Here is a 22,080-nt window from a genome sequence, read left to right as displayed (position 1 = left end):
GTGCGGGCCTTTCTGCTTTCTGGAGTTTCTGATGGACAAACGAAGTTTCCTGCGCAGTGCCGCCGCCATGCTGGCCGCCGCCTCTCTTCCATTGCCGGCCCTGGCTGCAGGCAGCAAACCGACCCGCCTGCTGGCAGGCTGGCGTAGCGGCGCATCTTTGCCTGCGCCGCTGGCGGGCGAGGCAGGCGACTATGTGGGAGTACTCGCCATCGACTGGACGGCGGCGGCAATTCGTCTGGAGTCCGCCATTCCGGTGGCCTCGCGCGGGCACGGTCTGATGGGTCTGCCGGGCGGGCAGGGCTATCTTGCGCTGGCCTATCGCCACGGGCTGTGGGTGATGCGTGCAGATGCCGACGGCAAGCAGGTGCGCCTGCTTGATCTGGCGACAGAGTCGGGGCGAGTGTCGGGTGGGCACATCGAGCTGGCGGCAGATGCCAGACACTTTTTTACCACCGAAATCGATCAGAAAACTGGCCTGGGTTGGGTCAGCGTGCGCCGTGTCGACACGCTCGCGAAAGTAGCCGAGTGGCCTACGCACGGCATGGATCCGCATCAGCTCACGCAGGATGCGCAGGGCATGCTGCTGATAGCCAATGGTGGCATCCGCTACACCGACAAGGGTAGCAAGCGTGATCTGGACCAGATGGCCTCCTCGCTGGTGCGGATCAATCCTGCCAATGGCGAGCTGCTCGGCCAATGGTCCTTGCGCGATCAGCGCCTGTCCCTGCGTCATCTGGCCTGGAATGAAACGCCTAAGGGTGAGGTCCTGCTCGGCATTGCCATGCAGGGCGAGCACGAAACGTCTGAAGCGCGCAAGAACGCGCCAACGTTGGCTGTGTGGAACGGCAAGGAACTCTCCATCCCGACCCAGTCGCCATTGGGCGAAGGCTACACCGGCGACATCATGGCTGGCCCCGGCGGAGGCTTCATTCTCAGCGCCCAACTCTCCGGGAAAGTGCTGCTGTGGCATCCGGGCGAAGCGGCAAAACTGTCGCTGATTGGCGAGTTCCACCGTGCCGGGGCCTTGTCTGGTCCGGATGAAGATGGTGGATTCCTGATCGCTGGCGAGAAGGGCCCGGTGCGTTGGCACCTGCGGGACAAGTCGCAGATGCTGGCTTGGCCGATTCCGATGTCGCCGGACAATCACTGGGCGCTGCTGGAGGCATGAGCATGCGTGCTCTGTGCTTGATGGCGCTAGGCCTGTTTCTGGCTGCGTGTGCAAGCCTCCAGCTCGGAGAATGGCCTGGCGAAGTCGTGAGCTTTGACAGGATGGAGGTTCGCGAGCCGCTCAATGTACGGCTGACATCGAGCCGGACCTTCGGCTTGCCGGCAGGGCGGGTCGTATGCCTGCTATGGGTGGACGAGCAAGGGCGCGTCCAGCAAGTACGCCTGGTTGAGGAAAGTGGTTCGCGGGAGCTTGATGGCGCTGTCGTGCGTGGTGCGCGCGACATGCGCTTCCAGCCCTGGGCCAGCGACGGCCAGCCGCGGGCGGTCAGCGTGGTGATGCCGGTGAACTTCAGCAAGCGTGTCGAGCTGCCACTCAAAGGCGTGCCTGACATCGTGCCCGGTATCCGCGGGTCTTCGCCAGCGGCGCCCTGAGCATCTGGCCCTGTCTTTTTGTACAAAGGCAGGGCAGGTGGCGATATACAAAGCAAAACTGACCGGATCGACAGAGGGATGCTTTTGGATTTGTTGCGAATGATTCTCATTAATGTATAATCTGCTTCATCATCAAGGCGCCGTAGGGGCTTCAGGATGATGAGTTGTGGCGTGAGGACAGCGCTCCTGTGGGGGGGGGGCGGCCCACGTCCTGGGGTTGCCGGCCGGCTCGGCCGGCAATCTTTTTGATTCACGCAAGCCAGCGATCCAGTGTCAGCCAGCCAGCGTCTTTTCGTTTCGGGATTGGTGCGATGAAAAAGATGATGGCTGGGGGTGTTTCGGGTGTGTCCCGACTGGTGATGGCGGTGATGGGATCTCTGCCGGTGATGGCGGTGGCGCAGCAAAGCGCTCCGGCGGCGGACGCAACGGAACTGAAACCGGTGGTGGTGACGGCCACGCGCTCGCAAGTACACGCGAATGATGTCGCGGGTACGGTTACTGCGGTGACGCAAAAGCAGATCGAGCAGCATGGTTCGCGTAGTCTGGCTGACGCTCTGGCCGACGAGCCGGACGTCAGTCTGCCGTCGGATCCGCGCCGCTTCGGTTCCAGTCACGTCAATATTCGTGGCATCGAAGAAAACCGCGTGCTGATGCTGACCGATGGGGTACGGGTGGCGGATTTCCGCAGCCCCGGCACCACCAATTACGACGCCAGCAATCGCGACATTCCTTTTGTCGAATTCCTCAAGCAGGTCGAAGTGGTGCGTGGACCGTCTTCCAGCCTGTATGGTTCAGACGCCATTGGTGGCGTACTGGGCTTCCTGACTCTTGATCCGGCCGATCTGCTCAAGGGGCGCAGCTTCGCTACCGGCGGCAAGCTGGGTTATCACTCGGTGGACAACAGCAAGCGCGCGATGGCTTATGTCGCCACGGGCGGCGACAAGTTCCAGACTCTGCTGATGCTCGGGCATGCCAAGGGCGAGGAGAGCGACAATCAGGGGGCGAATGATGTGCAGGGGCTGCAGCGCAGCACGCCCAACCCGCTCAAGTATGAACAGAGCAACGTGCTGGGCAAGCTGGTGTTTACGCCGAACATGGCGCATCGCTTCAAGCTGACGCTGGAGCACAAGGAAGGCGAGAGCGAGATCGACGCACAGCGCATGGGTAATACCAGTGCGACGTCGCCGAATACGCTGACGCGGATTACCACCAACACCGGTATCGATTCGATCACGCGCGACCGCATTGTGTTCGATCATGATTACACGCCGGACGCCAGCTGGTTTGATCGCCTCGGCACCAAGCTGTACACGCAGAAACAGACGACTGACAACCAGAACTTCCAGCGCCGGACCAATACCTCGGCGACATGCTCGGCCAGCACCATCGGCACGGCCAACTGCAGTGTGGATCAGCGCTTCAAGTACGAACAGACGCATACCGGGCTGAATCTGCTGCAGGAAAAATCCTTCACGCTCGGCTTGCCGCAGCAGGCCATCTGGGGGGCGGACTTCCTGCGCTCCGAGACTGAGGAATCCAAAACCACCACCTGGACCAATCTCGCCACGGGTGTGAGCTCCAATGTGTTCATCGGCGAGGTCTTCCCGAAGGCGGACTATCCGCGCGGCCATACCGACCAGCTGGGCCTGTTCGTGCAGGATGAGATCAGCTTCGGCCAGTTCAAGCTCACGCCGGGTCTGCGCTATGACCAGTTCAAGCTGCAGCCGGAGAGCGATCCGCTCTACAACCGCACCGATGGACGCACTGCGGTGAGCAAGGATGGCCGCCACATCTCGCCCAAGCTTGCCGCCCTGTATGGCATGAGTGCGGACTGGAACCTGTACGCCCAGTATCTGGAAGGCTATCGCGGCCCGAATTACGAGGAAGTGAATCGTTACTTCTACAACAACTCGCAGCGCTACGCGCTGGTCGGCAATCCGGATCTGAAGCCGGAAACCAGCCGCAGTTTCGAGATTGGCTCCAAGTATTCGGGCAAGCACTGGGGCAGCCAGTTCGCCCTGTATGAGAACCGCTATCAGAACTTCATCGACTCCGTGATCCTGCCGGCGGGTGACCCGAACGCAGTGGTCAGCGGTGGTGTCACGTTCAGCACCTATCAGTACCAGAATCTCTCGCGCGTGGTGATCCGCGGCGGTGACTGGCGTGGTTACTGGCAGGCCACTCCGGCGCTGCGCCTGTCGGCCGGTTTCGCCATCACGCATGGCTACGACCAGTCGAGCGGCAAGCCGCTCAACAGCATCGAGCCCAAGCGCATGAATCTCGCCGCGCAATGGACTCCCTCGGAGCAGTGGGGCGCGGAGTGGCGTCTGCGTGCGGCGGCGGGCAAGGATCATATCGACGACTCGAGCACCAACTACTACCGCACGCCCGGTTACGGGGTGAACGATCTGGCTGCGTGGTGGCAGGTTCAGCCGAAGCTGCGCGTCAATCTGGCGCTCAACAACGTCTTCGACAAGACCTATTACCTGTGGAGCGACGTGCGTCGTTCCGGTATGAGCGCGTCCGATCCGTCGCCCGAGTTCTATACCCAGCCGGGGCGCAATATTGCCCTCAGCGTGAAGTTTGATTACTGATATGCATCCGTGGCAAAAGCTTCTCGGTGCGTTGCTGGTCCTGTGCGGATTCCTGCTGCTCATCGGCGTCAATCCGGCGCTCGCCGCGCAGCCGCGTGTGGCCTGGCTGACCGCTGCGCCAGCCCCGGCCGGCAAGTTCGAGGTACTCTCGCAGGCCGCACGCGAGCAGGGCTTCGAACTCGATGCGCGCTATGTGGAAAAGCTCGACGAAGCGGGCCTGGCCCGCTTTGCGAAGGATGCTGATCTGCTGATTGTCGACACGCCGCGTCCCGGTCTGCTGGAGTTCCTGCTCGGCAAGCTGGGCCCGGCCTGGAGCGAGCGCAGCACGCCGCGCCTGCTGCTGGATGGAGAGCGCGTCGAGGCGCGCGGGCTGGATCGTGCGCTGGCGCAGGACATTCAGCGCTACATCAGCAATGGCGGGCGACGCAATCTGGATGCTGCGGCCCAGCTGATTGCCGCACGCGTCTTCAAGCTGCGCAGCGCCGAAGGCATTGCCGCGCTGCAGACCCTGCCGGCGGCTGCCTACTATCACCCGAAGCTGGCCGACATCGTCACCACGCGTGCTGACGAGGCGCTGGCTGTTTCGGGCAAGCCGGGTCAGCCGGTGGTGGGCATTGCGATCCATCAGTCCTACATCTCGGCCGTGGATGCCGCCTATGTCGATGCGCTGGTGGCCGATGTCGAGCGCCTCGGCGGTCGCGCACTGGTGTTCTACACGCCGGTGATGGTCGAGGACGCTTTCCTGAAAATGGCCGCGCCGGGTGGCAAGCGCCTGATCGACGTGCTGGTCTCCAGCCAGATCATGTACGACGCGGGCGGGCGCAAGGCCGAGTTCGAGCGCCTCGGCGTGCCGGTGATTCAGGCCATTCCCTACCGGCGTGGCGACACCGCTGACTGGCAGGCAGACCCGCAAGGCATGCGCCTGATCGACCTGCCTTTCTATCTGGTGCAGGCCGAAATCGCCGGGGCGATGGACCCGATGATTGCCTCGGCCATCGAGAAGAAGAGCGGCAAGGTCGAAGCCATCGCTCCGCAGGTTCGCGCGATCGCCGCCAAGGCCATGAATCTCGCCCAGCTGCGGCGTACGGCGAACGCCGACAAGCGCGTGGCCATCCTGTTCTACAACTACCCGCCGGGTGAGAAGAATCTCTCGGCCTCTTTCCTGAATCTGCCCAGGAGCCTTGCGCAGACGCTCACCGCCATGCAGGCTGCGGGTTACCGCACCGAGGCGGTGGACGAAACGCAATTGACGCAGTCTCTAGGCCGGCTTCTGGCGGCCTTCTACAGGGATGGTCAGCTGCAACCCTTGCTGGATGCGGGTCTCGCTGCATGGCTGCCGATGAGCGAGTACCGGCGCTGGTTTGCGGCACAGTCGCCAGCGTTGCGCGCTCAAGTGCTGGCGCGCTGGGGCGAGCCGGAGCAGAGCAGCATGGCTTACACGCTCAAGGGTGAGGCGGGCTTCGTGATTCCGCGTCTGCAGGTCGGCAATGTGAGTTTCATGCCGGTGCCACCGCGTGGCGAACGCAAGGAGGATCAGGAGACCGCGCTGTATCACTCCACCAAGGAATCCATCAACCATTTCTACATGGCTGCCTATCTGTGGGCGCGCAGCAATCGTGATGCGCTGGTGCATTTCGGCACTCATGGCACGCAGGAGTGGACGCCGGGCAAGGAGCGCGGCCTGTCGATGGATGATCAGCCCTTCGTGGTCCTCGGCGACATTCCGGTGGTCTATCCCTACATTGTCGACGACGTGGGCGAGGCACTGCAGGCCAAGCGGCGTGGGCGTGCCAGCATCGTCAGTCACCAGACGCCGAGCTTCCGTCCGGCCGGTCTGCACACCGAACTGAACGCCATGCACGACCAGTTGCATACCTGGGTTCAGCAGGATGAAGGCGGCGTGAAGGAGGCACTCAAGCGCGATCTGCTGCGCACCGGCGCGAAACTGCATATGTTCGAGGACATGGGCTGGACGCCGGCGCGCGCCGAGGCCGATTTCGCCAGCTGGATCACCGCGCTGCACGATCACCTGCACGCGCTGGCGGCGACGCTGCAGCCCTACGGCTTGCACAGCTTCGGCGTGAACAAGTCCGACGAGCTGCGGCTTTATACGGTCATGACCATGCTGGGGAATGACTTCTACAAGCGCCTGGAGCCGAATGAGCCGCAGGAAGTCTTTGCGGTCGATTACGAGAAGCTCGCCGTCAGCAAGCCCTTCGCGCTGCTGCGTCACCACCTGCTCGAGGGCGCGCCGATCGGCGAGATCCGCGACGCCGCCCTGCGTGCCGATGTGGAGCGTGCCCAGGCGCTGTGGACGAGTCTGGATGCCAACCCGGAAATCACTGGTCTGCTCGCCGGCCTGAATGGCGAATTCCTGCCGACCAGCACCGGCGGTGATCCGGTGCGCAATCCGGATTCGCTGCCTACCGGGCGCAATCTGTATGGTTTCGACCCCTCCAAGATTCCGACCAGGGCGGCCTGGGAAGCCGGCCAGCTCGCCACCGAAGCGATGATTGCCGAGTATCGTCAGCGCCACGGCAAGGCGCCGCAGAAGCTCGCGTACTCGCTGTGGAGCGTGGAGACCATGCGCCATGCCGGCGTGCTCGAAGCGCAGGCCATGGCCGCGCTCGGCGTGCGCCCGAAATGGGACGAAGGCGGGCGCCTGAATGGCGTGGAGCTGATCCCGGCGAAAGAACTCAAGCGTCCGCGCGTCGATGTGGTGCTCTCCGCCACCGGCCTGTATCGCGACCACTTTCCGAACACCATGAAGTGGCTGGCCGAGGCGGTGAAACTGGCGGCTGGCCAGAACGAGCCGGACAACGCCGTGCGTGCCGCCTCCAACAAGATCCGCGCCGCGCTTGCCGGGCGCGGCTTGAGTGAGGCCAGGCTCGCGGCCTGGGCGGATACGCGCATCTTCAGCGGCGAATCCGGCGGCTATGGCACCGGACTGAATGACGCCACGCTCGCCTCCGACAGCTTTGCCAGCAAGGGCAAGGAAGCCGATGCGAAGCTCGCCAATCTGTATCTGGCGCGCATGCAATACGCTTACGGTCCGGACGAAAAGGATTGGGGCCAGAAGCTCGATGGCGTGAATCTCTACGCCGAGAACCTCAAGGGCGTGGAGGCGGCGCTGCTCGCGCGCTCGTCCAACCTCTACGGCATGCTCACCACCGACGACCCCTTCCAGTATCTGGGTGGCATTGGCCTGGCGGTGCGCCACCTCACCGGCCGGGCGCCGGAGTTGCTGATCTCCAATCTGCGTGATCCACGTGCGGCGCGCACCGAGACGGCAGCGGGCTTCCTCGCCACCGAGCTGCGCACGCGCAATTTCCATCCGGGCTGGATCAAGGGTATGCAGGCCGAGGGCTACTCCGGTGCGCTGAACATGCTCGACTCGATGAACAATTTCTGGGGCTGGACGGCGGTGGCGCCGGAAATCGTGCGCGATGACCAGTGGCAGGAATTCGCCGAGGTCTATGTGCGCGACAAGTACAAGCTCGGCATGGACAAGTGGTTCGAGCAGCACGCGCCGCAGGCTCAGGCGCAGATGATCGAACGCATGCTGGAGGCCGCGCGCAAGGACTACTGGCAGACCGACGCGGCCACGCTCAAGCAGCTGGCCCAGCGTTACGAGAATCTCTCCAAGCGTTTCGACATCCACAGCAGCAATGCCGCCTTCCGCGAGTTTGTAAAGGCCAATGCCTCGACAGCCGCGCCTGGCTTCGGTCTGCAGGCGGCAACGGCTGCAGGGCAGACGCAGCCTTCATCTTCAGGAAGGCAGGCTGAAGAGGCCCGCCCGGAGCCGCTCTCCAGCCCGCCACCGGTGCAGGGCATGAAGCTCGAAAAGGTCGAACCGCCTGTGCCGCCGCCCGCCTCGCTGGCCTGGCTGCTCGGTGGCGCGCTGATGCTCTGCGCCTTTGGCGGCGGCGCGTTGCGCAGTTTTCTGTCTCCTTCTTTCAACCCCGCTTTTCGCAAGGTATCCGCATGACCCCGAATCCGCTTGAAACCATGATGTATGACATCGGCCAGCTCTTTCTGCTGCCGGTGCTGGCCCTGATCGCCATTCTTTTTCTCTACGCTTTCTGGGCCTTGGGGGAATTCTGCATCCAGGCGTATCTGCGTTATCGCCATCAGCCTGCCAGCGGGCGCGGCTACGCGCTGATCGCGCATGCCCGCAAGCATCGCCTGCATGATCCGGAAGCGCTCGACGTGGCCGCCCACAAACTGCTGGAGAAGGCGCGCATCGCCACCCGCGTGGCACCGATGCTCGGGCTGGTGGCCACCATGATTCCGATGGGCCCGGCGCTGCGTTCATTGTCCGACGGCAATCTCGGCAACGTCGGCATGAGCCTGACTATCGCCTTCTCGGCGGTGATTCTGGCGCTGATTGCCGCCTCGATCACCTTCCTCGTCGTGGGTGTGCGCCGTCGCTGGCTGGCCGAAGAAATGGTCTGGCTGAATCAGCAGGTGCTCGCATGAACGCGCCCGAGGCGGCCATCGAGCAGGCCGTTGCCGCCGTGCCGCGTCGCGCACGGACCTCAAGCTTCCTGCACGAGGACGAAGGCGACGACCCGATCCTTTCGGTGGTGAATCTGATCGACGTGTTCCTCGTCATCATCGCCGCCCTGCTCGTGAGCGTGGCGCAGAGCCCGGCCAATCCCTTCGGCGCGGAAAACGTCACCGTCATCAAGAATCCGGGCCAGCCGGACATGGAAATCACCATGAAGGAAGGCCAGAATATCACCCGCTACCAGGCCAAGGGCCAGATTGGCAGCGGTGATGGAGAGAAAGCCGGGGTGGCTTACCGGCTCAAGGATGGTTCGATGGTGTACGTGCCCGAAGGCACGGCCAGCGCGCCCGCTGCACAACCCTGAATCCTGATAGGAGCACGCTCATGAATATCGATCCCGATTTCGCCGCAGCCCGCCCGGCCACCTTGATGGCGGCGGCCCTGCATCTGTTGACCTGTTCGGCGGCGCACGGCATGAGCAGTGCCAAGGCGCAAGCGCTGGTCCAGCACCTGACAACCCTGGCCGGGCGGCCGGATACCGATCCGTTGCTGGCGCGGGCTTGCGACGAGCTGGCGGAGGTCTGGCTGCGTCTGGGCAATGAACTGGATGCCCGCCAGCAGGACGAGGCGGCCCAGCGCAAGGCACTGGCCGAACGTGCGCAGCATGCCGTGCTGCACTGAGGGGACGCGCATGAGCACCGCACTCGCCCCGGCCATGCCTCTGCCGCGCAACGCATCCGCTGCGGCAACGCTGCAGCCCGCAGAACCTGTCATTTCCAGCCGCAGCCTGCTCGGTGCGGCCAGTACCCTGATCATCGAGCATCAGGGCATGCATTACACCTTGCGCGCCACGCGCAACGGCAAGCTGATCCTCACCAAATAAGGAGAATTCAATGTCCCGTTATACCGGCCCCCGTCTCAAAGTCATGCGCGCCCTGGGCGTCGATCTGCCCGGCCTGTCGCGCAAGACCATCGCCGAGCGCAATCAGCGCCCCGGCCAGCATGGCGCCAAGCAGCAGCGCAAATCCGGCTACGGCCTGCAGTTGCTGGAGAAGCAGAAGCTGCGCTTCAACTACGGTCTGTCCGAACGCCAGATGCGCATTCTGGTGACGGATGCGCGGCGCTCGCGTGATTCTGCCGGTGCCAAGCTGGCGGAGTTGCTGGAGCGCCGGCTGGACAACGTGGTGTTCCGCGCCGGCTTTGCCGGTTCGATTCCGGCCTCGCGCCAGCTCGTCAATCATTGCCATCTGCTGGTCAATGGCAAACCGGTCAACATCCCGTCTTTCCGTGTGCGCGTCGGGGATGTCGTCAGCATCCGGGCGAAGAGTCGCGAACTGCTGGTGGTGAAAGCCAGCCTGGCCGATCTGGCCTTGAGCCGGCCGGAGTGGCTGAGCTTTGACGAAGCGAACTGCGCGGTCACGGTAAGTCATCTGCCGGACATCAACGACATTCCCTTTCCGCTGGAGATGCAGCTCGTCGTGGAGTACTACGCCCAGCGCCTTTGATTCCGTCGCAGGATCAATCCGCTCTTTGTCGACTTCGCCTTGCCGTGCCCGGTGCACTGTCTGCGGCTTGTCTTCGCGATCGGCTTGATCCTGCAACGGAATGGACCTTCTGGCTGATGCCGTCTTGATCGGGGAATTTGCCATGTTCACAACCAGTTTCATCAAGCAGACCTTCGCGCCGGCTGCGCAGCCGGTGGTGCTGAAGCAGGGTTCGAGGCGCCGTCGCCTGTGGGAGCTGCCTTCGCATGTGCATTGCCCGGTGATCGGGGTGTGTCTGCCGCTGCCGGTGTTGCGTCGCCTGGCGGGCAAGGCGCTACCGGAAACCGCGCGCATGGATGACTATGCCCTGCACTCGGCTGTTGTTCAGCTGGCGCGTACACGCAACCGGATGGCCGAGGTCATCCAGGATGATCTGGAGCTGCGCCACGCGCCGGTGGTGAAGGTGTTGCGCAAACTGCGCGGGCGTGCCGGGCTGGAGGAGGCCTGGCAGCAGGCCATCGCGGCGGGCGAAATCGCTGGTGCGTTGTGGGCGGTGCTGACGCATCCGGCCTGTGATGCCGAGTTTGCCGAGCAGGTGAGCCAGCAACTGCACATGATCCAGCATCAGGCCGGTGCGTCACTGCGCCTGAATATTGCGCACTATCACGCGTTGCAGGACGAGAACATCACGCTGGGGCGTGCGCTGGCTGCGGCGCAGCAGCGTTGCGAGCGCAATGTGCAGGAGAAAGCGGCAGAGCTTGAACGCGTGCAGGCGCAGCTGATCCGTACGCGTAGCGAACTGATCAGCCGGACCAGCGAACTGGCTGGCGTGCGCGAGGAGCTTGCCGCACTGCGCGCAGCCCCCGATACGCAGATCCGGCGGCGCCTGGAGCAGCAGTTGACGTATCAGGAAGAGCGCAACGCCCGCCTGTGCCTGGAGAATGAACGTCTGCGCAAAGCCATGACCGAGCCGGTGCGCGCCCCTGCGCCGGCGGCCAGCTCTGTGGCCCTGCCGCGTGCCGCGGAGCCGGTGGCTTCGCTGGAGGGGCATCGCATCCTCTGTGTGGGTGGCCGCGAGAGCGTGGTGGTGGTGTATCGCAAGCTGGTCGAGCAGGCCGGCGGGCAATTTCTGCACCACGACGGGGGCATCGAGGATCGCTTCGGGCAACTCGACTCCGCACTTGGCGCGGCCGATCTGGTGATCTGCCAGACCGGCTGCATCAGCCATAACGCCTACTGGCGGGTGAAAGACCACTGCAAGCGCACCGGCAAGCGCTGCACCTTTGTCGAAAACCCCAGTGCTGCCGGTCTGGCACGTGGTTTGCGGTGTCTGTTAAGCGACGTACTTGTAGAGAGCCCGGACTCCGTCCAGACTGCATCTACCGGTACCGCCGTGAGTTCCGGATTTCAGCAGACCTGACAGGAGAGCCCCACATGAACAAATCAGACACCAAGAAAGCCATTGCCGCGCTCAACCGCATCATGGAAATCGAGCTGGCAGGCGTGGTGCGCTACACCCATTATTCGCTGATGGTGTATGGCTACAACCGCATCCCGATCGTCTCCTGGCTCAAGGACAACGCCAGCGAAGGTCTGGCCCATGCCCACAAGGCGGGCGAACTGGTGACGCTCATGGGCGGGCATCCCTCGCTGAAAATCGGCGCCCTTCTGGAAACCGAACAGCATGACATTGGCGACATCCTGCGTGAGAGTCTGGAACACGAGAAGAATGCACTGGCCGGCTACTACGATCTGCTCAAGATCGCCGAAGGCAACTCCGTGCTGCTCGAGGAATACGCGCGCGAGATGATCGTGGCCGAGGAACTGCATCTGGACGAAGTGAACAAGATGCTGCGCAAGCCGGGGGATTTGAGCCCGTTTGAAAACTGATCGCAGAGCAGCATCCAGCAAGGCGGCCTGCGGGCCGCTTTTTTGTGCCTGTCTGAAGACCCGATGCGGGCGGGTGTTTTCAGAGTGCATGCCTGAAAAGGCTTGCCAGACAATACTATTCGAGGTGAGTGCTTGCAGAGTCAGTCTGGATGCGGGTTTCGGGGCATGCCCTGGCAGGGCGAACAAAAAAGGCGACTCGTATGTCGCCTTTTTTTGCTTGTCAGCCTTACTCGGGCTGGCTGACGAAAGCTATCTTGCTGAGCTTGGCCCGGGCCGCCGCCGCCATCACCTTGGCAACCGCGTCATACGGCGTGGCCTTGTCGGCACGCAGGTGAATTTCCGGCGCGCTGGCTGCATCGGTCACGCCAGCGCCGGCGCTGGCCATGCGGACGTCGAGCCCGGCGGCGTCGAGCTTTTCACCATTCCAGAAAATGTCGGATTCCGGCGTCAGCGCGATTTCGATGCGTTCGGCCTGCACCCGGTTTTCGCTGCTGGAGGTGCGGGGCAGCTCCACCTTCACGGCGTGGGTGAGCAGCGGCGCTGTGAGGATGAAGATCACCAGCAGGACGAGCATCACGTCGATCAGCGGGACCATGTTGATCTCGGCCATGGGGGCTGAGTTGCCCTCCTTGTTGAATCCGCCGAAAGCCATCACGCGGCTCCTTGCAGACTGTGCAGCTTGCCGGCCTGCTGGCCGACCTGAGCGCCGGTGGTGAGGTAGGCGAAGAGGTCATGGGCGAAGGCATCCAGGCTGGACAGAGTCAGACGGTTGTGACGCGTGAAACTGTTGTAAGCCACGACTGCCGGGATCGCCACGGCCAGACCCAGACCGGTCATCACCAGCGCTTCTCCGACCGGGCCGGCGACCTTGTCCAGCGTGCCGGCGCCACTCATGCCGATGGCAACCAGAGCGCCATATACGCCCCACACCGTACCGAGCAGGCCGACGAAGGGGGCGGTGGCGCCCACGGTGGCGAGTACGGTCAGGCCGTTTTCGAGTTTGGCGGTTTCTTCGTCGATCACCTTGCGCATGCTGCGGGTCAGGAATTCGCCCAGACCGCCGGCTTCGCCGAGCTTGCCGCCACCGGTGCGCTGGTGGTGCTCACGGGCGAAGAGGGCGTGGCTGGTCAGGTGGGAGAAGGGTTCCGGGGCACCGTGGGTGTTGATCTCGTTGCGCACCTCGTCGAGCGAGCTGGCATTCCAGAACAGTTCGACGAATTTGTGCGAGGCGCGGCGCTGGCGCAGCTTGGCAATGGCCTTGGTGAGGATGAAGTACCAGGATGCCAGGGACATCAGGATCAGGATCACGAACAGGGTCTTGCCCAGACCATCTGCCTGGGTGATGAAGTGGGCAAAGCCCAGAGTCGTTTGCGTTTGCATGATGTTTTTCTCGGGGGTGGGAGCGGCTTCCGCCGCGAAAAATCAGCGATTCCTCAGTGATTCAGCTCGAACAGGACCGGTACCCGGACCCAGCCAACCACATTGGTCTGGCCTTGACGGGCTGGCACGAAACGCCAGCTGGAGACCGCTTCGCGTGCGGCGCGATCCAGACGCTGGTAACCGGACGTGGTGTCGATCAGGACCTGCAGGGGCCTGCCATCCTCGCTGACCTGTACGCGCAGCCAGACCTTGCCTTCTTCCCCCAGCGAGCGCGAAGCGCGCGGGTAGTCGGGTTTCGGGTTCAGCAGATAGTCCGCGTCATGGCGGGGCGCCTGGATGGCTTCCACCACCGCCGGACCAGCTTTGGCGACGGCTTCGGAAGGCACGGCCGCGGCGGGGGTTTCTTTCTGGACGGGTGCGGCGCTGATGGTCGGCGCATCGGCAGGTGCCGGGGCTGCGGTCTGCACCAATTTGGGGGCGACGGCTTGTGGCGCAGCCTGCGGCCGCTGTGCCGGCGCGCTGCGTGGTTTCATCGGAGCCGGCCGGGGCGGTTCGGGCGCGCTCGGTTCTTGCGGTGCGGGCGAAACCAGTTCGATCAGCACCGGCGCCGCAAGCATCTGCTGGATCACTGGCTGGGCGAGCATTAGCATGCCTGCGCCAGCCGCAATGTGCAGGCCGATCACGGCCGCCAGGCTGAGTGCGCGGTCGGAGAATTGCGGGGCGGAAAGGTTGGCATGCATGACGGGCTTTCGGCGGGAAACGGCGACCGCCCGGAGTGGAGGTGGTCGTCGGGAATAAATCTGATTTGCAGTTGCGAATTATTCGCATTTGTTTGGGTGGCGTCAAGTCGCTCCCGTGGTGTCCGGGCCATGGCGCCCCTGCGCGCGGTACGCGCGGGTTCGCCTCGCAGCGGCATCCGGGTTAGAATCGCGGGCTCTGATTTCCAACGATTTTTTCGTATCGGCCTGCCATGAAAGCCTCCGAGATCCGCTCCACCTTCCTGAACTATTTCGAATCCAAAGGTCACCAGATCGTGGCGTCCAGCCCGGTGGTGCCAGGGGACGACCCGACCCTGCTGTTCACCAATGCCGGGATGAACCAGTTCAAGGACGTTTTCCTCGGCTTCGACAAGCGCCCCTACACGCGTGCGGCGACCGCGCAGAAGTGCATTCGCGCCGGCGGCAAGCACAACGATCTGGAAAACGTCGGCTACACCGCGCGCCACCACACCTTCTTCGAGATGCTGGGGAACTTCAGCTTCGGCGATTACTTCAAGCAGGACGCGATCAAGTACGCGTGGGAGCTGTTGACCGAAGTCTTCAAGCTGCCCAAGGACAAGCTGTGGGCCACCGTGTATGCGGAAGACGACGAGGCTTACGAAATCTGGACCAAGGAAATCGGCCTGCCGGCCGAGCGCGTGGTGCGTATCGGCGACAACAAGGGCGCGCGTTATGCCAGTGACAACTTCTGGATGATGGGCGACACTGGCCCGTGCGGTCCGTGCTCCGAAATTTTCTACGACTTCGGCCCGAGCGTGGCTGGCGGCCCTCCCGGCAGCCCGGATGAAGACGGCGACCGCTACACCGAAGTGTGGAACAACGTGTTCATGCAGTACAACCGCCGCATCGACGAGAACGGTAACTACGTGATGGACCTGCTGCCCAAGCCCAGCGTCGATACCGGCATGGGCCTGGAGCGGCTGACCCGCGTGCTGCAGAACGTTGCCACCAATTACGAGATCGATCTTTTCGTGACTCTGCTGGCTGCCACGCAGGACGTGCTCAAGGCTGCTGGCGCCACCGAGATCGACCCGGCTTCGCCCTCGTTGAAGGTGATCGCCGATCACATCCGCGCCTGTGCCTTCACCGTGGCTGACGGCGTGGTGCCGAGCAACGAAGGCCGCGGCTACGTGCTGCGCCGCATTGCCCGCCGCGCCATCCGCCATGGCTACAAGCTGGGCGCGCGTACCCCCTTCTTCTACAAGCTGGTCGATGTACTCGCCAGCGAGATGGGCAAGGCCTATCCGGAACTGGTCAATCAGCAGCGCCGCGTCACCGAGGTTCTGAAGAATGAAGAAGAGCGCTTCTTCCTGACCATCGCCAACGGCATGGAAATCCTGGAGTCCGCGTTGAGCGTGATGACTGCTTCCGGCTCGCAGGTGCTGGATGGCGAACTCGCCTTCAAACTGCACGACACTTACGGCTTCCCGCTGGATCTGACTGCCGACGTGTTGCGCGAACGCGGCCTGTCGGTAGACGAGGCCGGCTTCAATGCCGCGATGAATCGCCAGCGCGAGCAGGCACGCGCTGCAGGCAAGTTCAAGATGGCGCAGGGCCTCGAATACAACGGCGCGGCGACTCACTTCCATGGCTATGAAAAACTCATGGTGGAAGACGCCAAGGTGACTGGCCTCTACGTCGACGGCAGCCCTGTCGAAGTGATTCGTGCCGGCGACGACGCCGTGCTGGTGCTCGACAACACCCCGTTCTACGCCGAGTCCGGCGGTCAGGCGGGTGATGCCGGCGCGCTGCAGAACGCTACCGCACGTTTCGCGGTGGAAGACACCATCAAGATTCAGGCCGACGTGTTCGGCCACCATGGCCGTGTCATGGAAGGTGAAATCCGCATTGGCGACACCATCGACGCGCGCGTCAACGGCAACCGCCGCACCGCCACCACGCGCAACCACTCTGCCACCCACCTGATGCACAAGGCCCTGCGCGAAGTGCTGGGCAACCACGTGCAGCAGAAGGGCTCGCAGGTCGACGCCGACAAGACCCGTTTCGACTTCGCTCACAATGCGCCGGTGACCGACGCCGAGCTGCTCAAGGTGGAGCAGATCGTCAATCGCGAAATCCTCCAGAACGCCGCGGCGCAGGCCCGCGTGATGGGCATCGAGGACGCACAGAAGACCGGCGCGATGATGCTCTTCGGCGAGAAGTACGGCGAGAGCGTGCGTGTGGTCGATATCGGCTCCAGCCGCGAACTCTGCGGTGGCACGCACGTGGCGCGCAGCGGTGACATCGGCTTCTTCAAGATCGTGGCCGAAGGTGGCGTGGCCGCAGGCGTGCGTCGTATCGAAGCGGTGACCGGCGAAGGCGCGATGAACTACATCCTGCAGCGTGACGCGGCACTCTCTGAAGTGGCCGGCGTGCTCAAGGCGCAAGTCAGCGAAGTGCCGGCCAAGCTGGCGCAGACGCTGGACAACGTGCGCGCGCTGGAAAAGGAAATTGCCGCGCTCAAAGGCAAGCTCGCCAGCAATCAGGGCGATGCGCTGCTCGATCAGGCTGTGGATGTGGATGGCATCAAGGTGCTGGCGGCCACGCTGGAAGGCGCGGACGTACCGGCCCTGCGCGAAGCGGTCGACAAGCTGCGTGACAAGCTCGGCTCTGCCGCCGTGGTGCTGGCTGCCGTCAACGACGGCAAGGTCTCGCTGATCGCCGGCGTCACCGCCAATCTCACCGCCAAGGTGAAGGCCGGTGAGCTGGTGAACTTCGTCGCCCAGCAGGTGGGCGGCAAGGGCGGTGGTCGTCCGGACATGGCCCAGGCCGGTGGCACCGATCCGGCGGGCTTGCCCGGTGCGCTGGCCGGGGTGGCGACCTGGGTGGCGGGCAAGCTGTGAGGCTGTCACGCGCCTTGATCTGGTGTCTGTGCTGCGGCCTGAGTGCCGCCGCGCAGGCGCAGAGTCAGCCTGCCGCGGAACCCGATCGCACGCCGGTCGAGGCCACCACAGCCAGCGGCGACAAGGTGCTGCTGTACCCGACTGGACGCTGGGAATTTGTCGATGCCAAGAAGGCCGAAGTTGCCAGGAAAGCGGCCGCGCAGTATCCCGAGAACAATGTCCGTCCGGCTGAAGCGCAGGGCGGCTTGTTCGGCGTGGGGCGCACGCTGATGCCCGGCGACAAGGACTACAACCGTGGTTCGCTGAGCCCGAAAACGCGCTAGCTTCCTGCCCTGAGAACTGCCCGAAGACCCGCGTCCAGCCTCATTCTTCAGCCCGCCTCGTGCGGGCTTTTTGTTGCCTGTGGATCAGGCCTGCAGCAGCTCGTGTCCGGGTTTTCTTCACATGAGTCTGGTTTTTCTGGTGCGTGTTGATCTGTCACACAGACATGCGGTATCGCAGGGGAACAGAATTGCTGCGGTGCAAGACTGGCGCGGACGCGTCAGCGGCACCGATCCCTCAAATAAAAACGGAGTGTTCAAATGAAGAAGCTTTCTGGTTGGCTGTTGGGTAGCGCGGCTGCGCTGACGATGTCGCAAGTCATGGCTGCGGAAGGTGCGCACTGGGGTTATGAGGGTGAGGCGGCGCCCGAGCACTGGGGCGAGCTGGCGCCTGAATTCGCCAGCTGTTCGCTGGGCAAGAACCAGTCTCCGGTCAATATCACCGGCGAAGTCAAAGCCGCAGTACCGAAACTGACGTTCTCCTACACCTCGCAGGCTACCGAAGTCCTCAATAACGGCCACACGATCCAGGCGAACTTTGCTCCCGGCAGCTGGGTCAAGCTGGGTGGGCATGCTTATGAACTCAAGCAGGCGCACTTTCATGCGCCGAGCGAAAACGAAATTCATGGCAAGGCCTTCCCGATGGAGGGGCATCTTGTTCACCAGGACAAAAATGGCCAGCTGGCTGTGGTGGCCGTGATGTTCGTCCCGGGCAAGGCACAGAGCGCGATTGCCCGCATCTGGGATCAGATGCCTGAGACAGCTGGCGAGAAACACGAATTCTCTGGCAAACTTTCTGCCGCTGAACTGCTGCCGAAGAACCACGCGTACTACTATTTCAGCGGTTCACTCACCACGCCTCCATGCAGCGAAGGCGTGTCCTGGATCGTGCTGAAGAGCCCGGTGCAGGCCGAAAAAGCCCAGTTCGAGCACTTCTCGCACACGATGCACCATCCGAACAACCGTCCGGTTCAGTCCCTGAACGCCCGCGTTGTGATCAACTGAGATCCGCATCGCCGTTATGTTTTCAGCCCGCCGCGTGCGGGCTTTTTGTTGCCGCCGCATTGATGCGGATTGCCTCAAGCCTCGCGCAGCCACCTAGAATGTCTGCTTCTCGTACTTTTCCGGCTCTGCCGCATCGGAAACACCATGCCGCAACACTTTGCCAGTGACAATTATGCGGGCGTCTGCCCGGAGGCCTTCAGCGCGCTGGTCGCAGCCAACGCCGGGCACGCCATGGCGTATGGCGATGACGAGTGGACGCGGCGGGTATCGGACCGCATGCGCGCGATCTTCGAGACCGATTGTGATGTGTATTTCGTGTTCAACGGCACGGCGGCCAATTCGCTGGCGCTGGCCTCCCTGTGCCAGTCGTATCACAGCGTGATCTGCCATGAACTGGCGCATGTGATCACCGATGAATGCGGCGCGCCCGAGTTTTTCTCCAACGGGGCCAAGCTGCTGCCTGCCCTGGGAGAGTTCGGCAAGCTGAACCCGGGCGAGGTGGCGCGGCTGGTGGAAAAGCGCACGGACATTCACTACCCCAAGCCGAAGGTGGTGACCCTGACCCAGGCGACTGAACTCGGCACGCTGTATCGCCCGGAAGAAATTGCGGCGATCTGCGCCCAGGCCCGCCATTACGGCTTGCGCGTACACATGGACGGCGCACGCTTTGCCAACGCGGTGGCCTCGCTGGGGGTGAGTCCGGCAGACATTACCTGGCGCGCCGGAGTGGATGTGCTGTGCTTCGGCGGCACCAAGATGGGCTTGCCGGTGGGCGAGGCGGTGGTGTTCTTCGACCGGCGTCTGTCCGAAGACTTTGCCTACCGCTGCAAGCAGGCGGGGCAGCTCGCCTCGAAAATGCGTTTTCTCGCCGCGCCCTGGCTGGGCATGCTGGAAGAGGGTGCGTGGCTGCGCCACGCCGCGCATGCCAACGCGATGGCGCAGCGTTTGTCGCAAGGGCTGGCTGACCTGCCGGGTCTGCGCCTGGTCGCACCGACCGAGGCCAATGGCGTGTTCGTCGACGTGCCTGATGCGGTGGCGGCCGAGCTGCGCCGGCGTGGCTGGCGCTTCTACAATTTCATTGGCGGCGCGGCGCGCTTCATGTGCTCCTGGGATATCGAGGCCGAGACGGTGGATGCGTTGCTGGACGATCTGCGCAGCCTCTGCGTGGCTGGCTGATGCCTGACGAGCCGCGTCCAGCCTGGCTCTGCAGCCTCTAAGCCTTCAGTCCTTCCGCCACCGGCCGACGCAGCGAGAGCCAGGCCGGCAGGGTGGCGATCAGCAGGCCGGAGGCGGCGAGACTCGTGGCCAGCAGCAACTCCTCTGATCCGATCGACACCGGCATGGCAAAGCCCATGCGTGGTGCGATCCATTGCATCAGCAGCCAGGATGCGGCGTAGCCGAGCAGGAGCCCGATGGCTGCGCCGCTGACCACCAGCAGGCTGACTTCCAGCCAGATCACCGTGAACACATAGTTGCTGCCAGCGCCAATCGCGCGCAGCACGGCGAACTGGCGTGCGCGGGCGAGAAAGCCGACGAGCAGGGCCATCAGCACTGCGACGACGACGAGGATCTGCGTCGCGATGGCGAGCAGCGACATCACGTCGCGCACATTGCCCAGCGTGCTGTACAGATCGTTGAGGACTTCGGCGGGGAACAGCGCCATGCTTTCATTCGTCCGCAGCTGGCCGCGCAGGCCGTAGGCGGCGGCGACCGATTCCGGCTTCACGGCGATGGCCGGCACGCCCGGCAATTGCGTCACGTCCCAGGGCGGGCCGATCTGCGTGCTGCCGGCAGGGTGGCCGCTGGGCAATTCGTGCAGCGTCCACACGTCTTCGACGGGTACGAGAATCGCGCTGTCCCATACGTTATGGCGTGCGGGAAGGCGGCCAACGACCGTATAGCTCAGCGCGTGCTTGTGAGCGTCCTCGTCATCGTCGTGGTGATGCGCGCCGTGCTCGGGGTGAATCTGCGCGCCCAGAGCGAGTGACACATCGGCGCCGATCACGGCTTCGCCGCGTTGCGCGAAAAGCCGCCCTTCGACAGGTGGCAAGGCATTGACACGGCTGGCGAAGTCGGCGATGGTGCCGACGATCGGGTGGCCACGATAATTGTCGCCGAAGGCAATCGGTGCGGCATAGCGCACGCCGCGCGCCGTGCTCGCTCTGGCCAGCACCTCACCACTGACGAGGGGAATCGACTGCAGCTTGAGATAGACGCTCGTGAGCACCAGCTGGGTCGGGCTGCCGGGGGCGCCGACGAGCAGATCGAAATCGTCTGCCGCGCGAGCACTGCCCTGGCGCAAGGCGCGTTCTTGCGCGATCACCGCGACGCCGATGGCGACGGCGAGAGCGATCAGGGCGAGGGTGATGCCGACCAGCAGGCGGTTGCGGCGGTAGTCGGCGAAGACGATGGGAAAGGGGTTAAACATGGCTCGGATGGCTCCCATGCTCTGCGTGGGAGCTCGGTGGGTGACGCTCCGCGTCGGGACGCAGAGCGTCCGGCTTTGCGCTCCCACGCAGGAGCGTGGGAACGATCTCCTGCAGCGTGCCGCCGCGCAAATCCATCTGCTGATCCATGCGCGCCAGCAGACTGTCTTCGTGGGAGACGACAACCAGCGTGGCGCCGTGCTCGCCTGCCAGTTCACACAACAGCTCGCCGATGATGGCGCGGTTCTCCGGGTCGAGGCTGGCGGTGGGCTCGTCGGCCAGCAGCACCCGTGGCGCGAAGAGGAGTGCGCGGGCGACGGCCACGCGCTGGCGTTCGCCGCGCGAGAGCAGTTCGGCTCGCCGGCCCGGAGAGGCAATGCCGACGCGGCTGAGCAGATCGCCTGCCCGCTCACGCAGGCGGGGTGAAGCTCTCCAGCCCGTAAAGCTGGCTGGCAGGAGTACGTTGTCCAGCGCGGACAGGCCTTCGACGAGGTGGAAGTCCTGGAAGACGAGGCCCAGGTTTTGCTGACGCCAGCGCGTCTGTTCTCGCGGGCTCAGTGTTGCGATATCGGTATCGCCCCACAGGATGCTGCCGGCATTGACGGACTCGATCCCGGCGAGGCAATGCAGGAGGGTGGTCTTGCCCGCGCCGGATGCGCCACGGACGCCCAGGGTCTGGCCTTGGGCCAGTGCGAAATGCTCGATGGCGAGCAGATCAGCGGGGGCGCCGGGAAAACGGAAACGGAGCGCACTGAGGCGCAGATTGCCGTGCTTCATTGGTCCTTGATCTTGTGAAACACCGCATCGCGCAGGCGCAGCTGGCTGACGAAGCCGGTCACCGGATCCGTGTAGCTACCAACTTCTAGCCGGCCTTCGACTTCGAGGCGCTCGGAAAAATTGGAGGGAATGACGGTCTTGCTGGCGTAGATGACTACGATGTCGACGGGCCATTCGGCGTCCGAGGAGCAGAAAGGGCAGATTGCCACCGGTTCGCGGGTGAGCACGAAGAACTTGCTTTCGGGCTTGAGTGGCGGTGCCATGTAGCCGCGCAGGCGTACGCTTTCGCCCTTGAGGGCGAGAGTGCGGTCGGCGAACTTCAGACCCAGCACGGTGTTGGATTTGTACAGACCGTCAAATGTCAGCAGTTCGGCCGCGCGTGCGAGCGGGCTGGCAAGCAAGGCGAGCATGCCGGGGAGTGCCAGCAAAAACCGGCGGCGCGCGCCGCCGGTTCGAGGTGCAAAGGGCATTGC

21 protein-coding genes are annotated in these 22,080 nt (G+C 63.7%); 15 read left to right on the top strand and 6 right to left on the bottom strand.

Annotated features, from left to right (window positions below):
* The first annotated feature begins 31 nt into the window (after positions 1 to 31).
* The 11 genes from Q9Q94_RS02360 to Q9Q94_RS02310 all read left to right on the top strand — a co-directional run bounded on the left by Q9Q94_RS02360 (position 32) and on the right by Q9Q94_RS02310 (position 12,077).
* On the top strand, positions 32 to 1,168 hold the full coding sequence (locus tag Q9Q94_RS02360) for a DUF1513 domain-containing protein (RefSeq protein WP_305978412.1): 1,137 nt from the start codon (positions 32 to 34) through the stop codon (positions 1,166 to 1,168).
* 2 nt (positions 1,169 to 1,170) lie between these two features.
* Positions 1,171 to 1,599 carry an energy transducer TonB gene (locus tag Q9Q94_RS02355; protein ID WP_305978411.1) on the top strand — a complete coding sequence of 143 codons (429 nt, stop codon included), beginning with the start codon at positions 1,171 to 1,173 and terminating at the stop codon, positions 1,597 to 1,599.
* A 311-nt stretch (positions 1,600 to 1,910) separates the two neighbouring features.
* Positions 1,911 to 4,193, top strand: a complete 2,283-nt coding sequence (locus Q9Q94_RS02350; protein ID WP_305978410.1) for a TonB-dependent hemoglobin/transferrin/lactoferrin family receptor — start codon at positions 1,911 to 1,913, stop codon at positions 4,191 to 4,193.
* 1 nt (position 4,194) lies between these two features.
* Complete coding sequence (gene cobN / locus Q9Q94_RS02345) at positions 4,195 to 8,181, top strand: cobaltochelatase subunit CobN (protein WP_305978409.1); 3,987 nt, start codon at positions 4,195 to 4,197, stop codon at positions 8,179 to 8,181.
* The gene (locus Q9Q94_RS02340) at positions 8,178 to 8,672 is read left to right on the top strand and encodes a MotA/TolQ/ExbB proton channel family protein (protein WP_305978408.1); all 495 of its coding nucleotides are present in this window, start codon (positions 8,178 to 8,180) and stop codon (positions 8,670 to 8,672) included. The genes cobN and Q9Q94_RS02340 overlap by 4 nt, the downstream gene beginning before the upstream one ends.
* Complete coding sequence (locus tag Q9Q94_RS02335) at positions 8,669 to 9,067, top strand: DUF2149 domain-containing protein (protein ID WP_305978407.1); 399 nt, start codon at positions 8,669 to 8,671, stop codon at positions 9,065 to 9,067. Before Q9Q94_RS02340 ends, Q9Q94_RS02335 begins: the two co-directional genes overlap by 4 nt.
* Positions 9,068 to 9,087: 20 nt before the next feature.
* Complete coding sequence (locus Q9Q94_RS02330) at positions 9,088 to 9,384, top strand: hypothetical protein (RefSeq protein WP_305978406.1); 297 nt, start codon at positions 9,088 to 9,090, stop codon at positions 9,382 to 9,384.
* A gap of 10 nt (positions 9,385 to 9,394) precedes the next feature.
* Complete coding sequence (locus Q9Q94_RS02325; protein ID WP_305978405.1) at positions 9,395 to 9,586, top strand: hemin uptake protein HemP; 192 nt, start codon at positions 9,395 to 9,397, stop codon at positions 9,584 to 9,586.
* Between the two features lie 10 nt (positions 9,587 to 9,596).
* Positions 9,597 to 10,208: a 30S ribosomal protein S4 gene (gene rpsD / locus Q9Q94_RS02320; protein ID WP_305978404.1), complete on the top strand. Its 612-nt coding sequence runs from the start codon at positions 9,597 to 9,599 to the stop codon at positions 10,206 to 10,208.
* Positions 10,209 to 10,350: 142 nt separating this feature from the next.
* Positions 10,351 to 11,607, top strand: a complete 1,257-nt coding sequence (locus Q9Q94_RS02315; RefSeq protein ID WP_305978403.1) for a DUF2325 domain-containing protein — start codon at positions 10,351 to 10,353, stop codon at positions 11,605 to 11,607.
* Positions 11,608 to 11,621: 14 nt separating this feature from the next.
* A complete protein-coding gene (locus Q9Q94_RS02310; RefSeq protein ID WP_305978402.1) occupies positions 11,622 to 12,077 on the top strand; it encodes a bacterioferritin in 456 nt (151 codons plus the stop codon).
* Positions 12,078 to 12,303: 226 nt separating this feature from the next.
* Here the strand turns inward: Q9Q94_RS02310 and Q9Q94_RS02305 are convergent, their stop codons facing one another.
* Genes Q9Q94_RS02305 through Q9Q94_RS02295 form a run of 3 tightly spaced genes read right to left on the bottom strand, consistent with a single transcriptional unit; the run spans position 12,304 to position 14,197 of the window.
* Positions 12,304 to 12,729: a biopolymer transporter ExbD gene (locus Q9Q94_RS02305; RefSeq protein WP_305978401.1), complete on the bottom strand. Its 426-nt coding sequence runs from the start codon at positions 12,727 to 12,729 to the stop codon at positions 12,304 to 12,306.
* Entirely contained in the window at positions 12,729 to 13,457 is a 729-nt protein-coding gene (locus Q9Q94_RS02300; RefSeq protein WP_305978400.1) for a MotA/TolQ/ExbB proton channel family protein, read from the bottom strand. Before Q9Q94_RS02300 ends, Q9Q94_RS02305 begins: the two co-directional genes overlap by 1 nt.
* A gap of 53 nt (positions 13,458 to 13,510) precedes the next feature.
* A complete protein-coding gene (locus Q9Q94_RS02295; protein WP_305978399.1) occupies positions 13,511 to 14,197 on the bottom strand; it encodes an energy transducer TonB in 687 nt (228 codons plus the stop codon).
* Positions 14,198 to 14,427: 230 nt separating this feature from the next.
* Between Q9Q94_RS02295 and alaS the strand changes: the two genes are divergently transcribed.
* The 4 genes from alaS to Q9Q94_RS02275 all read left to right on the top strand — a co-directional run bounded on the left by alaS (position 14,428) and on the right by Q9Q94_RS02275 (position 19,580).
* On the top strand, positions 14,428 to 17,079 hold the full coding sequence (gene alaS, locus Q9Q94_RS02290; RefSeq protein WP_305978398.1) for an alanine--tRNA ligase: 2,652 nt from the start codon (positions 14,428 to 14,430) through the stop codon (positions 17,077 to 17,079).
* A 14-nt stretch (positions 17,080 to 17,093) separates the two neighbouring features.
* Positions 17,094 to 17,402, top strand: coding sequence for a hypothetical protein (locus Q9Q94_RS02285; protein ID WP_305978397.1), 309 nt, complete (start codon positions 17,094 to 17,096; stop codon positions 17,400 to 17,402).
* 258 nt (positions 17,403 to 17,660) lie between these two features.
* Positions 17,661 to 18,404 (top strand): carbonic anhydrase, encoded by a 744-nt coding sequence (locus Q9Q94_RS02280; protein WP_305978396.1) that lies wholly within the window; start codon positions 17,661 to 17,663, stop codon positions 18,402 to 18,404.
* 144 nt (positions 18,405 to 18,548) lie between these two features.
* Positions 18,549 to 19,580: a low specificity L-threonine aldolase gene (locus Q9Q94_RS02275; RefSeq protein WP_305978395.1), complete on the top strand. Its 1,032-nt coding sequence runs from the start codon at positions 18,549 to 18,551 to the stop codon at positions 19,578 to 19,580.
* A 37-nt stretch (positions 19,581 to 19,617) separates the two neighbouring features.
* Here Q9Q94_RS02275 and Q9Q94_RS02270 read toward each other — a convergent pair whose 3' ends face one another.
* The 3 genes from Q9Q94_RS02270 to Q9Q94_RS02260 are packed head-to-tail and all read right to left on the bottom strand — an operon-like array spanning position 19,618 to position 22,077.
* Positions 19,618 to 20,832, bottom strand: coding sequence for an ABC transporter permease (locus tag Q9Q94_RS02270; RefSeq protein ID WP_305978394.1), 1,215 nt, complete (start codon positions 20,830 to 20,832; stop codon positions 19,618 to 19,620).
* Positions 20,825 to 21,607 carry an ABC transporter ATP-binding protein gene (locus Q9Q94_RS02265; protein ID WP_305978393.1) on the bottom strand — a complete coding sequence of 261 codons (783 nt, stop codon included), beginning with the start codon at positions 21,605 to 21,607 and terminating at the stop codon, positions 20,825 to 20,827. The genes Q9Q94_RS02270 and Q9Q94_RS02265 overlap by 8 nt, the downstream gene beginning before the upstream one ends.
* Positions 21,604 to 22,077: a hypothetical protein gene (locus Q9Q94_RS02260; protein WP_305978392.1), complete on the bottom strand. Its 474-nt coding sequence runs from the start codon at positions 22,075 to 22,077 to the stop codon at positions 21,604 to 21,606. The genes Q9Q94_RS02265 and Q9Q94_RS02260 overlap by 4 nt, the downstream gene beginning before the upstream one ends.
* Positions 22,078 to 22,080: the final 3 nt, after the last annotated feature.

Source organism: Uliginosibacterium sp. 31-16, assembly GCF_030730865.1.
Classification (GTDB): Bacteria; Pseudomonadota; Gammaproteobacteria; order Burkholderiales; family Rhodocyclaceae; genus Uliginosibacterium.
Note: the sequence above shows the minus strand (reverse complement) of the source record. Positions and strands in the feature narration are given on the sequence as shown.